Origin of the sequence: Bacillus sp. KICET-3, assembly GCF_033261025.1 — a bacterium.
In the GTDB taxonomy this organism is placed as follows: Bacteria; Bacillota; Bacilli; order Bacillales; family Bacillaceae; genus Bacillus; species Bacillus sonorensis.
On record NZ_CP137345.1, the window covers coordinates 2,744,145 to 2,758,986 of the forward strand.

At 46.7% G+C, this 14,842-nt stretch carries 18 protein-coding genes and 1 riboswitch; of the genes, 2 read left to right on the forward strand and 16 right to left on the reverse strand.

Annotated elements, in window-relative coordinates; translation table 11 throughout:
- Positions 1 to 28: 28 nt before the first annotated feature.
- From ccsB to R5H20_RS14075, 10 genes are all read right to left on the reverse strand, one after another.
- Positions 29 to 1,204, reverse strand: coding sequence for a c-type cytochrome biogenesis protein CcsB (ccsB, locus tag R5H20_RS14030; RefSeq protein WP_006636453.1), 1,176 nt, complete (start codon positions 1,202 to 1,204; stop codon positions 29 to 31).
- A gap of 12 nt (positions 1,205 to 1,216) precedes the next feature.
- Positions 1,217 to 2,857 carry a cytochrome c biogenesis protein ResB gene (locus R5H20_RS14035; RefSeq protein WP_006636454.1) on the reverse strand — a complete coding sequence of 547 codons (1,641 nt, stop codon included), beginning with the start codon at positions 2,855 to 2,857 and terminating at the stop codon, positions 1,217 to 1,219.
- A complete protein-coding gene (gene resA, locus R5H20_RS14040) occupies positions 2,857 to 3,393 on the reverse strand; it encodes a thiol-disulfide oxidoreductase ResA (RefSeq protein WP_029418331.1) in 537 nt (178 codons plus the stop codon). Before resA ends, R5H20_RS14035 begins: the two co-directional genes overlap by 1 nt.
- 75 nt (positions 3,394 to 3,468) lie before the next feature.
- Entirely contained in the window at positions 3,469 to 4,203 is a 735-nt protein-coding gene (rluB, locus tag R5H20_RS14045) for a 23S rRNA pseudouridine(2605) synthase RluB (protein WP_006636456.1), read from the reverse strand.
- A gap of 163 nt (positions 4,204 to 4,366) precedes the next feature.
- On the reverse strand, positions 4,367 to 4,903 hold the full coding sequence (locus tag R5H20_RS14050; RefSeq protein WP_006636457.1) for a spore maturation protein: 537 nt from the start codon (positions 4,901 to 4,903) through the stop codon (positions 4,367 to 4,369).
- A 4-nt stretch (positions 4,904 to 4,907) separates the two neighbouring features.
- On the reverse strand, positions 4,908 to 5,498 hold the full coding sequence (locus tag R5H20_RS14055) for a nucleoside recognition domain-containing protein (protein WP_006636458.1): 591 nt from the start codon (positions 5,496 to 5,498) through the stop codon (positions 4,908 to 4,910).
- Positions 5,486 to 6,637, reverse strand: coding sequence for a D-alanyl-D-alanine carboxypeptidase family protein (locus R5H20_RS14060; RefSeq protein WP_006636459.1), 1,152 nt, complete (start codon positions 6,635 to 6,637; stop codon positions 5,486 to 5,488). Before R5H20_RS14060 ends, R5H20_RS14055 begins: the two co-directional genes overlap by 13 nt.
- 159 nt (positions 6,638 to 6,796) lie before the next feature.
- Positions 6,797 to 7,285 carry a YpuI family protein gene (locus R5H20_RS14065; RefSeq protein WP_006636460.1) on the reverse strand — a complete coding sequence of 163 codons (489 nt, stop codon included), beginning with the start codon at positions 7,283 to 7,285 and terminating at the stop codon, positions 6,797 to 6,799.
- A gap of 115 nt (positions 7,286 to 7,400) precedes the next feature.
- Positions 7,401 to 7,994 (reverse strand): SMC-Scp complex subunit ScpB, encoded by a 594-nt coding sequence (gene scpB / locus R5H20_RS14070; protein ID WP_006636461.1) that lies wholly within the window; start codon positions 7,992 to 7,994, stop codon positions 7,401 to 7,403.
- Entirely contained in the window at positions 7,984 to 8,742 is a 759-nt protein-coding gene (locus tag R5H20_RS14075; protein ID WP_029418329.1) for a segregation/condensation protein A, read from the reverse strand. The genes scpB and R5H20_RS14075 overlap by 11 nt, the downstream gene beginning before the upstream one ends.
- A 183-nt stretch (positions 8,743 to 8,925) precedes the next feature.
- Here R5H20_RS14075 and R5H20_RS14080 point away from each other — a divergent pair, with 183 nt between their 5' ends.
- A complete protein-coding gene (locus R5H20_RS14080) occupies positions 8,926 to 9,021 on the forward strand; it encodes a YjcZ family sporulation protein (RefSeq protein ID WP_081605343.1) in 96 nt (31 codons plus the stop codon).
- Between the two features lie 133 nt (positions 9,022 to 9,154).
- Positions 9,155 to 9,679: a DUF309 domain-containing protein gene (locus R5H20_RS14085; RefSeq protein ID WP_006636463.1), complete on the forward strand. Its 525-nt coding sequence runs from the start codon at positions 9,155 to 9,157 to the stop codon at positions 9,677 to 9,679.
- 11 nt (positions 9,680 to 9,690) lie between these two features.
- Here R5H20_RS14085 and R5H20_RS14090 read toward each other — a convergent pair whose 3' ends face one another.
- The 6 genes from R5H20_RS14090 to R5H20_RS14115 all read right to left on the reverse strand — a co-directional run bounded on the left by R5H20_RS14090 (position 9,691) and on the right by R5H20_RS14115 (position 14,338).
- Positions 9,691 to 10,065, reverse strand: a complete 375-nt coding sequence (locus tag R5H20_RS14090; protein WP_006636464.1) for a GNAT family N-acetyltransferase — start codon at positions 10,063 to 10,065, stop codon at positions 9,691 to 9,693.
- Between the two features lie 102 nt (positions 10,066 to 10,167).
- Positions 10,168 to 10,632 carry a 6,7-dimethyl-8-ribityllumazine synthase gene (gene ribE, locus R5H20_RS14095; protein WP_006636465.1) on the reverse strand — a complete coding sequence of 155 codons (465 nt, stop codon included), beginning with the start codon at positions 10,630 to 10,632 and terminating at the stop codon, positions 10,168 to 10,170.
- Positions 10,633 to 10,666: 34 nt separating this feature from the next.
- Positions 10,667 to 11,863 carry a bifunctional 3,4-dihydroxy-2-butanone-4-phosphate synthase/GTP cyclohydrolase II gene (locus tag R5H20_RS14100; protein ID WP_006636466.1) on the reverse strand — a complete coding sequence of 399 codons (1,197 nt, stop codon included), beginning with the start codon at positions 11,861 to 11,863 and terminating at the stop codon, positions 10,667 to 10,669.
- Between the two features lie 19 nt (positions 11,864 to 11,882).
- Positions 11,883 to 12,530: a riboflavin synthase gene (gene ribE / locus R5H20_RS14105; protein ID WP_006636467.1), complete on the reverse strand. Its 648-nt coding sequence runs from the start codon at positions 12,528 to 12,530 to the stop codon at positions 11,883 to 11,885.
- 11 nt (positions 12,531 to 12,541) lie between these two features.
- Positions 12,542 to 13,630, reverse strand: a complete 1,089-nt coding sequence (gene ribD / locus R5H20_RS14110; protein ID WP_006636468.1) for a bifunctional diaminohydroxyphosphoribosylaminopyrimidine deaminase/5-amino-6-(5-phosphoribosylamino)uracil reductase RibD — start codon at positions 13,628 to 13,630, stop codon at positions 12,542 to 12,544.
- A 118-nt stretch (positions 13,631 to 13,748) separates the two neighbouring features.
- A riboswitch (FMN riboswitch) is annotated at positions 13,749 to 13,896 on the reverse strand.
- A gap of 97 nt (positions 13,897 to 13,993) precedes the next feature.
- On the reverse strand, positions 13,994 to 14,338 hold the full coding sequence (locus R5H20_RS14115; RefSeq protein WP_006636469.1) for a hypothetical protein: 345 nt from the start codon (positions 14,336 to 14,338) through the stop codon (positions 13,994 to 13,996).
- Positions 14,339 to 14,842 lie beyond the last annotated feature (504 nt).

Genomic DNA, 14,842 nt, shown 5'->3' on the forward strand with positions numbered 1-14,842 from the left:
GCAAGGCCTGAACCTCCTTCCCCCGGGGTCAGGCGTAGGAATGCAGTCCTGCGATCACAAGGTTTACAAAGATAAGATTAAACATAATGATGGCAAAACCGATGACGGCGAGCCAGGCCGATTTTTCTCCGTGCCAGCCCCGCGAAAGCCTGAGATGCAAATAGGCGGCATAAAACAGAAACGTAATCAGCGCCCACACCTCTTTCGGGTCCCAGCCCCAGAATCTGGTCCAGGCCAGCTGCGCCCATATCATCGCAAAAATAAGCGCCCCCAACGTGAAAACCGGAAAGCCGATCGATACGGACCGATAGCCGATTTCATCGACAAGATCGAGATTGACGTTTTTCGCCAGCGGCTGAAGGAGCGCGCTGATGCGTTTTCGCACGATCAGCCTGATGGCCCCGTACAGCAGGACTCCCACGGCGAACGACCAAAGCACGGTGTTCAGCTTCCGGCCCGAGAATATCGGCGGAACATCAACAACCGGCTCCATCTTCCCCTCTGTCAAAAGCTCTCCTTTGTTCGGCCCGATTAAAGCAGGAAGCTCATAGACCATGACCTCTTCCTGATTGCTTTTATTCACCCACTTAAATTCCGCTTCATAACCGGCGATTCTGAATGCGGTGGTCACAATGATAAACGCCAGCGTGGTCACAAGCATAAACATCACAACTTCCAGCCAAAACGTTTTTTTGCCGGGTTTCGACTGATCCACATGCTTGAGCAGAAAGATCACGCCGGCGACGAAGCTGATCGCGAGAATCGCCTGACCGAGCGCTGCCGTTATCACGTGGATATGCAGCCAATTGCTTTGCAGCGACGGGATCAGCGGTGTGATATCGGTCGGGAACATGCTGGCGTATGCGATTAATAGCAGCACGACAGGCAGCGTAAACAACCCCAAAGCGGACAGCCTGTAAATAAAATAGATGAAGATGAACGCCAGCACGAGCATCATGCTGAAAGCCGTTGTAAATTCAAAGAGGTTGCTGACCGGAGCATGTCCGGACGCGATCCATCTCGTGATAAAATACCCGAGCTGGCACACAAATCCGCAGATCGTAATAAAGACGGCGATTGACGCCCATCGGTTCTTCTTTTTATGCGCCGATGTCTTACTTCTGATTGAGCCGCCAAAAAAGAAGACCGCTGCCAGATACAAAAGAAAAGCCGCGTACAATAAATTTCCGCTGAGCTCTGCCATGAAAACCCCTCCCTATGCTGGCTGTTTATTTTTTTCTTTGAACAGTTCTTTTTGATCGGCCGGTTCGGATATCCCCGTATCCTCAAGCACGGCCTGCAGGTCTTTTTTCAATCCGTACCAGTTTTTATTCGTATGGCCGGCGACAAGCACGTGCCCGTCAGCTGACCGCAGCCAAATCCGTCTGTGGTGCCAGTACATTCCTTGAATGACTCCGATCATAAAGATGGCGCCGCCGAGCATCAGCACCCACAGCGTCAAATCTTTTCTGACCGTCAGGCCCGACAGATTCTTTGTTTCAACATGATCAAATTTCATTTTATATTTGTTATCGTCAGAGCCTTCAATCGTTTCCTGAATCGCCACAAAGCTTTTTTCCCCCTTTGGCTTGTCAGGAGCGGTAATCTGAAAGACAAAAGCCGGATTGTTCGGGTTTCTTGTTTTCGTGCTCGGCTCTCCGTCTTCATTAAAATAAAAATCCGGCAGATAGCTTGCAAGGTGCACCTTGTAACCGTTGCCAAGATCATAGTCCGGCTTCGGATCGAAAAGGTCAATCGACACCTTCCCGAACGATTTCCCCGTGTCCTTTTCGATTAGCTGAAACACCATTTTGCTGAGCTCGCCTTCCTTGTAAGTGAGCTGATAAAGGGTATAGGAACCGAATTTCATCGGCTCATTGACTCTGATTTTGCCGTCTTTCACCTTTTTTAATTCAGGTGATTCGCCCGGCAGGCTGTTATCTTTTCTTTCATACAGCTCGACATCGGTTTGAAACGATTTGGCGACCATCCCGTTTCCCGCTTTGTTGATGGCCTCTGAAAATACCTTTTTCTCATTTTCACTGTCGTACATTTCCTTCGTAAACCGATTATTTTTTAAATAGTAATGCCCGTCCGTCCCCGGGATCGGAACTGTTTCCCCATCCCTGATCCAAAGGGATTCATCAACGTACATGCCGGGAACGAAGCGGAGCATGACGCCGATCAGGAAAATGATCAGTCCGATATGGTTGACATATGGCCCCCATCTTGAAAAACGGCCTTTTTCAGCAAACAGATTGCCGTTTTCTTCTTTTACGCGGTACCGCTTTTTTTGCAATTTCTCGATGATTTGCATTCTCACATTGTCGGAAAGCTCTGTTTCCGTCCGGCTGAACAGCCTCTGCCTCTCCATAAAATTCGGGTTTCGGGTGATCCCCTGTTTTTTCAATGCCCTGTATAAAGGCACAACCCGGTCAAGGCTGCAAATCACCAGTGACACGCCGATTGAAGCGATCAAAATAATAAACCACCAGGAACCGTAAAGATTATGAAAACCAAGAGTATAATAGATTTGTCCCATCAGTCCGTATTGTTCTTTATAATATGTATCAGCCTGCGCTCCTGGCGGCAAAAACATTTCCTGTGGAAAAACTGTCCCGAGAGCCGAAACCGCCAAGGTGATGACGATCAGCCAGACGCCTACCTTCACAGACGAGAAGAAGTTCCAGATTTTATCGACAATCGTTTTATTATATGTTTGTGAGCGCCTCGCGCTTCCGTCATACCGCATGTCAAGGAGCTTTGCCCCCTGTTCCTGCAGCGGCTTTCCGCAGGATTCGCACAAGACGGTTCCTAGCGGATTTACGTGCCCGCACTCGCATTTGATTTCTTTCATCATGAAGACCCCTCAGGTTTTATCATATTCATATAATCATGAATCATACGCTCGGTCATGGTGCCTGTCACGACCTTGACAATCTTGCCTTCAGAGTTAATCAGAAACGTAGTCGGAAGCGGTGTGACGTCATAAGCTTCCAACACTTGCCTGTCCTTATCAAGCACGACCGGAAAATTAACGCCGTAGTCCTTCATAAAGTTTCGGACGGCGAGGTTTGATTCCCCGACGTTTACTGCAACGATTTCCACCCCTTGATTCTTGAATTTCTTATATTGGTTCGCCATATAAGGAAATTCTTTTTTGCACGGTTCACACCATGTGCCCCAAAAGTTTAAAAATATCCCTTTGCCTTTTAAATCGTCCAGTTTGAGACGGTTGCCGCCAACATCCTCAAGCGAAAAATTGGGAGCCTGATCTCCCTCCGCGACTTGCTCTTTGTCTTGGAATACAGCGCTGTAAAGTGTATAGCCGAGCGCAGCCAGCAAAACAAGGAGAATGCCTGTCCGAATGTAAAAACGCTTTTTCTTCATAATCCGCCCCCTCATTTAGACACTCAGTATCATTATAGCATCTTCGAACTCATCCTTTTTTGAAGGTTGTGTGAAAATTTAGAAAGCGTGTTTCCCGTGTTCTGCCATCGCCCGCAGACGTTTCACCTCATGCGGCGTCAGCTCTCTCTTTTCCCCCGTTTTTAAGCCTTGCAGGTTTAAAAAAGCATATTTTTCCCTTTTCAATTTCAGCACTTGATGGCCGATCGCTTCAAACATTCTCCGCACTTGGCGGTTGCGCCCCTCATGAATCGTGATTTGGACGATGCTTGTCTGTTTTTTCTTGTCGAGCGACAGCAGCTTGACCTTTGCAGGGGCGGTTTTGCCTTCTTCAAGCCGTATGCCGCGCTCCAGTTTTTTGAGGTTTTCCTTTGCAGGAATTCCTTTTAACTTTGCCACATATGTTTTATCGATCTCATATTTCGGATGCATCAGCTTGTTGGCAAAATCGCCGTCATTCGTTAAAAGGAGCAGCCCGCTCGTTTCATAATCAAGCCGGCCGATCGGATAGATTCGCTGCGGGATCTCTTGAAAAAAGTCGGTCACCGCTTTCCGCCCTTTATCATCTTTGACAGCTGAAATAACGCCTCTCGGCTTGTAAAAGAGGAAATAAACGGGTTCTTCGCTTTCCAGCTGGATTCCGTTCACCTCGATCCGGTCAGAGCCTGTCACTTTGACGCCGAGCTCCCTGACCGTTTTGCCGTTGACGGTGACTTTCCCTTCTTTTATCAATTCCTCCGCCTTTCTTCTCGATGCGATTCCGGCGTGAGCGATTACTTTCTGAAGTCGTTCCATATCTTTCACCTCATGTATTATCTTACTTTTTTCCAAACGAACAAACAAGCATACCTTTTGTACAGGCAGCAGCATGTCTTAAAAAACGGAACTTCGCCCTTAAATGTATCCTTTCTGACGCAAAAAGTAAAACAGTTTTGCATGAAAAGCAAAAAAGCGCCCTTCAGGCGCTTCCAAACAGTAATGTCACAATGATAACAGATGCGATGATCCCCGCTAAATCGGCAAGCAGTCCCACTTTTAAAGCATCCCCCATTTTTTTGATTCCAACCGCGCCAAAATAGACGGTCAGGACGTAAAGAGTCGTGTCAGTCGATCCCTGCATGACGGCAGCAAGCCGGCCGATAAAGGAATCCGGTCCGTAAACAGCAATCAAATCGGTAGTCATGCCGAGCGCGGCCGTCCCTGAAATCGGCCTGATCAACGCAAGGGGCACGACTTCCGTCGGGATTCCGATGGCTGAAAAAACGGGCTTCAGCTGATCCATAAAAAAATCCATCGCTCCGGATGCCCGGAAGACCGTGATCGCAACAAGCATTCCGACCAGATAAGGGATGATGGAAAACGCAATCTGGATTCCTTCTTTTCCCCCCTCGACAAAGGCCTCGTAGGTCGGAACCTTTTTTAATGTGCCGTATAAAAGAATTGAGGCTATAATAAACGGAATAAGGGCCAAAGAAAGCCAGTTGATGAATTCCAAATGCTCACCCCTTCTTCTTTTTTCTGCGGTAATAAAAATATCTGTCAATGATGATGGCGAAAATGCCTGAAATCAGCGTAGCTAAAATCGTCGGCCCGACGATATCTGTCGGCGATTTCGCATCATACGTCATCCTCACGGCGATTACCGTTGTCGGGATAAGCGTGATGCTTGACGTATTGACCGCTAAAAAGGTAATCATTGAACGGCTTGCCTCGGCCCGGTTTTGATTGAGCGACTTCATTTGTTCCATCGCTTTAATGCCGAGCGGTGTCGCCGCGTTTCCAAGCCCGAAAAAATTGGCCATGAGATTGGATAAAATATAACCCATCGCCGGATGATCAGGGGGAATCTCCGGAAAAAGCTTCGAAATGAACGGCCGGCACAAGCGGCTGAATTTGTCCAAAAGCCCGGACTGTTCGGCGATTTTCATCAATCCAAGCCAAAACACAAGAACGCTCATTAATCCGATCGCTATCGTAACCGCTTCTTTCGCCCCGTTAAAGACAGCCTCGTTGACGTCCTGAACCGTTCCGTTAAAAAGCGCGAAAACAAGGCCTATCACGGTTAAGCCCACCCAGATTATATTGACCATGCTGCACCGCCTGCGGCTTTCTTAAAGACTGATGTAAAGGTGTCCAAAAACGACTGTTTCGGTTTTTTGTTCTGCTCGTTCTCATAATAAATGGGCAATTTCGCGATCGTTTCTGTGTCGAGCTTCACATTCATTTCACCGATGATGTCCGGAATCGCCTGTTTGTTTTTCCGCCAGGATTTCTTCGGCTTGAGCAGCTTTGTTTCGATTCTCACATGATCTTTCTCATCATCATTTAATAAGTATGTGACATCCCTTTTGATGAAAGCCTTCGTTCCATAAAAGGTATCTTTCAGTTTAGGGATTTCGCCTTTTTTGGCGATGACATAGGTTTTATAGTGGTCATACACATAGTTGAACATCTGGATATGATCGTTCCAATCGTCCGGTGCGTTTATGGTGACGGCGATCAGATTTGTCCCGTCTTTAGATGAGGTGGATACAAGCGTCCGCTTGGCGAGCTTCGTGTAGCCCGTCTTCCCTCCCGTGCTGTACCGGTAAAGACCCGTCAGGAGCTTATTTTTGTTCTTCCAGAAGCCCTGCATGGTTTCCGCTTTATAATGCTTTGTCCCGGCGATCTTTTGGTATGTCTTATTTGTCATCGCATATTTGGTCAAAAGCGCCATGTCATATGCGGTTGAATAATGGTCTTTATGATCATCAAGTCCGTGCGGGTTATGAAAAACGGTGTTTTCCATGCCGAGGTCTGCCGCTTTTTGATTCATCATATAAACGAAGCCTTCACGGCTTCCGCCGACATGTTCGGCAATGGCCACCGCCGCGTCATTCCCCGATCTCAACATCAAACCGTATACAAGATCTTTCAGCTTCACTTTTTGTCCGCTTTTCAAATAGATAGAAGACCCTTCAGTCCTGACCGCCCTGTCGCTGACCGTTACCGTCTCCTCCAATTTTCCCGATTCTATGGCCAAAATGGCTGTCATGATTTTCGTGATGCTTGCAATGCGCCGTTTTTCATGTTCGTCCTTAGCAAATAAAACCCTTCCTGAGCTTCCATCCATGACAATGGCGCTTTTTGCGCTGACACTGATGGAGGGTTCTGCTTGGCTGATCTGGTTTGAAGAGAAAAAAAGAGAAAACGTGATAAACATTGCTGCAGCTTGTTTTAGAAAGCGCATTTTCTCACGTCCTTGTTGTGGTTTGTACAAGTTTATGCGCTTGTCTTACGGTTATGAACTTCAATTGTCCAATTTCATAAAAAAACTCCCCCAAAAAAGGGGGAGTTTCGCATTGGCTTTGCAGCGCCGGCCTCAGGCCGGCACATTTGCCGTCTGTATTTATCTGGATTGAACCATCTTCATCCGATAGTCATTCGCATAGTATTCCAACTCTTCTCTCATCGATTGATACCCGGTTTCAAGAGAAGCCATCAAATTCTTTAATGAGGCTGGTGCTGGTTCGTGAAAACGAATGGCATTTCTTCCCGTATAAGCTGCTCTGCTGTCTTCGTACCACGTATCTTTTTTTGGAGTAAAAAATTCTTCTATACATCGATGATAAATCTGATAGAGCGTCCTTTCGGCTGCAGCGTCCTGAAAAGGCTCCTGCTGCAGCCTGATGCGGCAGGCTTCAAGTCCTTCTTCACAGTAAACCGCAAGCTTTCTTAAATTGCTGAGGATCTCGCGGTAATAATCCTTTCGCCCTGACTCTTCCTGTTCCAGTGATGCCAGCGTTGTTTCATTTAAATAATCGCTTAACGTCTGAACAGACTGTGATAAAAATTCCCGCGCCTGCTCGGTTTGGGCTCTTGCCATTGAATGTCCCATTGGTGTCGGCAACCTTCCCCTCATTGCGTTGTTACATTCGTATTCTTTGATTTCAGCAAATAAACATAAAAAATACGATAATATATATTATCATACTTCAGTCCTTAAGGTGAATCTATTTTATATCTTCAAACGTCTGATTGAAATTCTCGAAGAACAAATCGGCTTCCTCCTGCATCCCGTCTTCTTCTACGTTTTCAGGCAGAGGCGGCAGCTCCTCAAGCGCCTTTAAGCCAAACTGCTCAAGGAAGGTCTCGGTTGTTCCGTATAAAATCGCCCGCCCGGGCCCCTCCGCGCGTCCGACCTCGCAAAGAAGCGCTTTTGCCACAAGGCTTTGGAGAATCCGTTCGGATTTGACTCCTCTAATATCTTCCACTTCAGCTCTTGTAATCGGCTGTTTGTAGGAGACGATCGCCAAAACTTCAAGGGCCGCCTGGGAAAGTCCTTTTGAAGGAGCTTCAATCAATTTTTTTAAATAGACGGCAAAGTCTTTTTTGGTTGATAGCATGTAAGTATCCGCGTATTCGACAAGCTCTATGCCTCTGTTTTCGTTCTCATAGCTTTCTTTGACGTCCAGCATAATGTCCTGGAGCTCCGTCTCATCGACCTCCAACACGGATAGCAGCTGTTTTTTGGTGAGGCCCTCGTCTCCTGCTGCATACAGCAAGGCTTCAACGATGGCCTTCCAATTCACGATATCAAGCGTCATGAATCGCTTCACTCCCTGTTATGTAAATATCGGAAAAATTGTGTTCCTGTTCAATGATGATCAGCTGATTTTTCATCAGCTCCAAAATCGCTATAAACGTCACAACCAAGTGCTGCTTTTGCTTATAAGGGAACAGTTCCATAAAGTGCACTCTTTTCCCTGACGATTTCAAACGGTCGACGATCTGGGTCATTCGTTCTTCGATCGGAATCTCCTGTCTGGAAATTCTCGTTTCAGAAGGCCGGCTGATTTTTTTTCGGTTCAGCACCTTTTGAAACGCGCCGAGCATATCGTATACCGTGACAGAGAGCTTCTGTTCGCTTAATTTGACTTCCTTGGCGTAATCGCTTAAATCGCTTGGCGGCTTGGCAAAAGATTTTTGCCGTTCTTCTTCGCGCTCTTTTAAAGCCTGTGCCGCGCTTTTATATTTTCTATACTCTATCAATTTTTCAATTAATTCGTCTCTCGGATCCTCTTCTTCTTCAAGCAGTTCCTCATCAAACAGTTCCTCCTCCTGCTTCGGAAGGAGCATCCGGCTTTTAATGCTGAGGAGGGTGGCAGCCATCACCAAATACTCGCTTGCCACATCAAGCTCAAGCTCGCGCATCGTATGCACATATAATAAATATTGCTCGGTTATCTTCGCAACAGGTATGTCATAAATGTCTATTTCGAGCCGATTGATTAAGTGCAACAGCAGATCTAAAGGTCCTTCAAACGCCTCGATTTTCACCTGATATTCCATGATCATTTCTCACCATTTTCAACATCGCTTCTAAGCCGGCTTACAACTGGCTATCCTTTAGTATAAATTACGCGTCTATGTGAAGTCCAATATAATTTAAGAAGTGCCGGCATCCGCCCATACAGTTTGCGGCAAACAGACATAGGATAATCGTGTAAAATTCTTAATGAAACAGGAGGAGACACCATGGGAGGTAAAGGATTCGGCCACGGCGGAGGATTTGCTTTGATTGTCGTTCTGTTTATTTTATTGATTATTGTAGGAGCAGCCTGGATCTATTAAATACATCATGAGCGGCCGAAAGCAAGCCGCTCATGTTTATGATGCGCCCCGGAAATCGAGAGGATGCGGCGGCATTTTTCCTCTGTTACTTCCCTGTGATACACTTTAACGGAAGGATAAAGGAGGATGTCGGATGTATCCCGAAGCATATATCGAATACCTGGCCGAATTTCATGGCTCAAGAGATTATTTTGAGTGCCACGAACTTTTAGAAGAACATTGGAAAAAAGACCCTCCGGGAAAACGGAAATTATATTGGGTCGGTCTGATCCAGCTTGCCGTCGCACTCTATCATCAGCGAAGAGGCAATTTCACCGGAGCCAAAAGGTTAATGGCAAACAGCCTCCGGATTCTTGAAGCTGAACAAGCCGCCGTCGAGGCGCTCGGCTTGGATCACGGTCGCTTGGTCAGCCTCATGCGGCGGACCTGTCAAAAAATCGAAGCGCATTCTCCATATGAAAGCATCATGCTCCCCATCAGAGATCCGAGGCTCATTCACGCCTGTCAAAAAGTATGCGAGCAAAAATCCTACCATTGGGGGCAAAAAAGCCCGGAGACGGACGCTTTTCTCGTTCATAAACACCGGCTGAGGGACCGGACCGAAGTCCTGACAGAAAGAGAAAAGGAGATCGCGCGGCGAAAAAAGAGCAGAGGCTAAACAACCTCTGCTCATTTGTTATATGTGATGTCTTCATTTTCGTGATCCTGACAGCGTTCAAAAAATCCTTTAGTTAATTCATTCGGAACCAGCGGCTTTGGTTCAAACATTTGTGAAAGGGCGGAGACCATTTTTTTGCCGATTCCTTGGTGACGGTGAGACGGATTTACACTGATATGCTTGATTTCAACTTCATCATCTTTTTTTTCAACCCCTGCGCAGCCGACAATATCCTCGCCTTCTTTCCAGAGGAAAAGCTGTCTGTCAGTGTCCGTTTCATAGTCTTTCATTGTCTGCTGAAGCTGCTTGACGTCCTTCTCATTCGGCATGAACGAAAGGAGACCCATCGCAATCTTTTCGAATGACTTCTTATAACGAATTAACATAAATACCCCTCAATATATCAAAATGTGGATCTAACGAAGGCTAGTCGCTTCACATCACATTATAAACATTTTTATCATCATTTTAAACTCTTTTTCCGGAAATTAATGAAGCGACCGGGTCAGGTTCGCCATTTCAATCGCCGCAGCAGCGGCTTCGGCGCCTTTGTTTCCGGCTTTCGTCCCAGCCCGTTCAACGGCCTGTTCGATCGTGTCGGTCGTCAACACGCCAAAGATGACCGGAACGCCCGTTGACATGCTGCTCCCTGCAATTCCCTTTGCCGCTTCATTGCATACATAATCATAATGGCTTGTAGCACCTCTGATCACCGTTCCTAGCGTGATCACAGCATCGTACTTTTTGGTTTCAGCCATTTTTTTCGCGATCAATGGAATTTCAAATGCGCCGGGAACCCAAGCGACATCAATATCCTCGGATTTGACCCCATGTCTTATCAGCGTATCCTCCGCTCCGCTTAACAATTTGCTTGTGATAAAATCATTAAATCTTGATACGACAATACCGATTTTCAAATCTGTTCCAATTACATGGCCTTCTATTTTATTCATATGAATCCCGTCCTTTTTTGTGAATGTTTTTTGATTAAAAATGAAGCAAATGTCCCAATTTCGCTTTTTTCGTTTTTAAATAATGTTCATTGTCTTTATTCGGCTCCATTTGCAATGGAATCCTGTCGGCGATCGTCAAACCATAGCCTTCAAGGCCCGCGATCTTTCTCGGGTTGTTCGTCAAAAGCTTCATGTTCTTGACGCCGAGGTCCCGCAGCATTTGCGCGCCGATTCCGTAATTCCTCAAATCGGGAAGAAAACCGAGCTGTTCGTTTGCCTGAACCGTGTCATACCCCTCTTCCTGAAGCTTATAGGCTTTCAGCTTATTGATTAAGCCGATGCCGCGTCCTTCCTGTCTTAAGTAAACCAGCACCCCTCGTCCTTCTTTCTCAATTTGCGACAGTGCTGCGGCAAGCTGCGGACCGCAATCACAGCGGTGGGAGCCGAACACATCGCCTGTCAGACATTCCGAATGAACGCGGACAAGCACCGGCTCATCGCCAAATGGAACATCACCTTTTACAAGGGCGATATGTTCTTTATGATCGATTTCGTTTGTGTATCCAAAAACCTTGAACGTACCGAAATCTGACGGAAGCATAATGCTGACTTCGCGGTTGATCAGCGTTCCCTTGCTATAGCGGTATTCGATTAAATCCTTAATCGTAATCATTTTCAAGCCGTGCTGGTCGGCAATTTTTTTTAACTCGGGCACCCTCGCCATCGTGCCGTCTTCATTCATGATTTCACAAATGACGCCGGCAGGTGCCGAACCGCATGCCTCTGCGAGATCGACAGCTGCTTCCGTATGTCCGGCTCTTTTTAAAACTCCGCCCTTTTTCGCTATGAGCGGAAAAATGTGTCCCGGTCTTTTAAAATCTCCGGGAAGCGCCTGTTCATCGATGAGCGACTTGACGGTCAATGACCGCTCCTGAGCGCTGATTCCTGTCTTTGTATCCCGGTGATCGACACTGACCGTAAAAGCGGTATGGTGGGAGTCGGTATTCTCATCCACCATCGGATGCAAGTTAAGCCTTGACGCAATTTCTTCATTGAGCGGCGCACAGATCAATCCTCTTCCGTAAGACGCCATAAAGTTGATCACTTCCGGTGTTGCATGCTCCGCGAGCGCGACGAAGTCGCCCTCGTTCTCTCTGTCTTCATCATCGACGACGATGATGACTTTTCCCTGTTTCAGATCGTGTATGGCTTCATCTATTGTATGAAACAAAAGCCGCTCCTCCTTTCGTTCAAAACCCGTTATTCTTTAAAAATGCTTCAGTGATGGTTTTCGTTTGCTTCGCTTCTTTCTGCTGATGGAGAAACCGGTAAATATACTTGCCGATCATGTCACACTCGATATTGACGATGCTTCCGACTTTTTTTTCCGGAAAAATCGTTTCGTCAAGCGTATGGGGTATAAGCGAGACAGTGACCTGGTCCTCCGTCAACCCGAATATCGTCAGGCTTACGCCGTCGACGGCGATTGATCCCTTCAAGACGAGCATTTTCGCAAGTTCATGATCCAGTTTTAAATCATAGTATATGGAGTTTTCCGCTTTTTCTATCCGTGTGATGACAGCCGTGCCATCAACGTGTCCGGACACCATATGCCCGCCGAAGCGGCCGTTTGCAGCCATCGCTCTCTCCAGATTGACGGAGCTTCCTTTTGTCAAAGTGCCGAGCGATGTTGCTTTCAGCGTTTCCAGCATCACATCTGCCGTGAACCGGTCATTTTGATAATCATTGACGGTCAGGCAGACTCCGTTGACCGCAATGCTGTCGCCCAGCTTGACGTCCTCTGTCACTTTGTTTGATTTGATGACTAAAGACATGGCGTTTCCCGTCTTTTTCATGTCTAAAATCGTTCCGATTTCTTCAATGATGCCTGTAAACATGGGTCACCACCCTATTCTTTTATAGGTTTTGCCGCCAGTTTTAAATCCCGGCCGATTTTGGAAATGGTTGTGAATTGCAGTAAGGGGACATCTTTCATCGATTGAAAGCCTTCACCAGAGATGGCGCTGGGAGAATGCAGCCCTCCGATTAATTTTGGGGCAAGATAGAAGATGATTTGCTGATAAAGCCCTTCATTGACAAAGCTTGCGTGAATGGTCGAGCCTCCTTCAACATAGACCGATGTGATGCCGTTTGCCGCCAGATGCTGAAGAACAGCCTTTACTGAAATCGATCCGGAATCCAGCACGTTTACCTGAACGCCTTTGTCTTCCAAGTATCGGATCGTGTCAGGATCGGCCTTTGAGGTTGTGTAAATCCAGGTGGGCGCTTCGTTATCATGAATGACTTTCGCGTGAAGCGGGATCGTCAGGTTTGTGTCAAGAATGACCCGAACCGGCTGATTCGCCGTACCAGGCAGCCTGCATGTCAAACTTGGATCATCTGCTTTTATTGTGCCCACACCGACTAAAATACTTTGGTGATTTCGCCTGTACTTGTGAGCATCCATCCTTGCTTCTTCTGAAGTGATCCATTTGCTGTCGCCGGTGGTTGTGGCGGTTTTGCCGTCAAGGCTCACCGCGGCTTTCAGCGTGACATACGGAAGCCCCGTCCGCATAAAGTGCATGAATTTTTCATTCAGCTCTTCCGCCTGTTCCTTGAGAACGCCTGACGTCACTTCAATTCCGGCTTCTTTTAACATGCCGATTCCTCTCCCCGACACAAGGGGATTCGGGTCTTCGGCGGCGACAACAACTCTTTTGAGCCCTGAACGAATGACCAGCTCGGCACATGGCGGCGTTTTTCCGTAATGGCTGCAAGGTTCGAGCGTCACGTATATCTCCGCTCCCTCTGCATGGCGCCCCGCCATTTGAATAGCGTGCACCTCAGCATGCGCTTCGCCGTATTTTAAGTGGGCCCCCATACCGACAACCTGTCCGTCTTTGACGACGACCGCTCCGACAAGCGGATTCGCGCCGGTCTGGCCCTCGCCCTGCTTTGCGAGCCCCAATGCGAGGTTCATATAATGCTCGTCTGTCATCTTTTTCCCTCCCTTCTGTTGTAACATCACGCAAAAAACCCCGGAATATTCGTTCCGGGGTCTGTTTTTTATGCATGAGAAATAAAACTATGCTTTTACACCTGTTTCACATAGTCTCATCATCCTTCTCCCATCCAGACTTTCACTGTCGGCTTCAGCTTTTCACTGAATCCACCGCCTGCATAAAGCAGAGCGGGTCACGGGCTCTAAAGCTTTTTCGCTTTACTACCGCCGGTCGGGATTTTCACCCAGCCCCGAAGGATACAATCGATATTTTCTTGTCCTTATGCGTATTATAGCCGCCGATTGTCGAAATTGCAATGAAAACAGTTTTGCAAAGAAAAACCCCTCTCGAAAAGGGGGTTAATTCGTGACTTTGACAACTTTGATCAATCCGTCAATCCGGTTGGCATTGCTGAAGTAAGCCTTCACTTTGTCTCCTTCTTTAATGTCGGACAGATCCTGATCCAGATTTTTCGCATCAAAAATAATCTTTGTTCCGTTATCAGATACGCCTTGATACTCCGTACCGTCGACTTTGGTGATCTTATATTGGTAAACGGTATAGTTCTTTTCTTCAGATGAAACCGTTTGACTGAGTGCCGTCGAAACATCTTGCATACTCCCGTTTTTTAAATAGTAAAAGCCTCCTGCCAATACGGCGGCCAATATAAACAGGATTGTGAGCTTGGCTCTTATTTTCCCCATGAACAAAACCTCCAGAACACGTTCTGAACTATCTATATGTTTTTTCCCTTAAAATGATGAAATAAAAACATATTCGCGTCAGACGGAAAATATGTGGTTTTTAAGTATAACGCAAAACGGCGTCAAATCGTTTCATATTCCGTCGAAATACTCCATATTTCCTACGAATATATATTCTGTTTCGGGGTGCATGGTAGAACAAGATGAACATCGCGACAATAAGACGATAAAATTACCAAAAAAGAAAAAAGCGTCTGACAGATTTACTTTGCGTGTTGGTTGAACCAGTTCAAGCACTGCACTTGCCGGTTGCGAATAGCGTAAAAACGGCCTCATCACTTCATGCGCCACGCCTCCTTTAATAGATTCACTGGGGGATACAAATTTACTGCTCAGCATCGGAACGAAAGTCCTAACGGTGATCAGCTTGTCATATTTTGTTGATTACTATCTATTATAAAAAATAATTCTTCTTCTTCCAAGAAGAAACAACTGTTTCTGCCA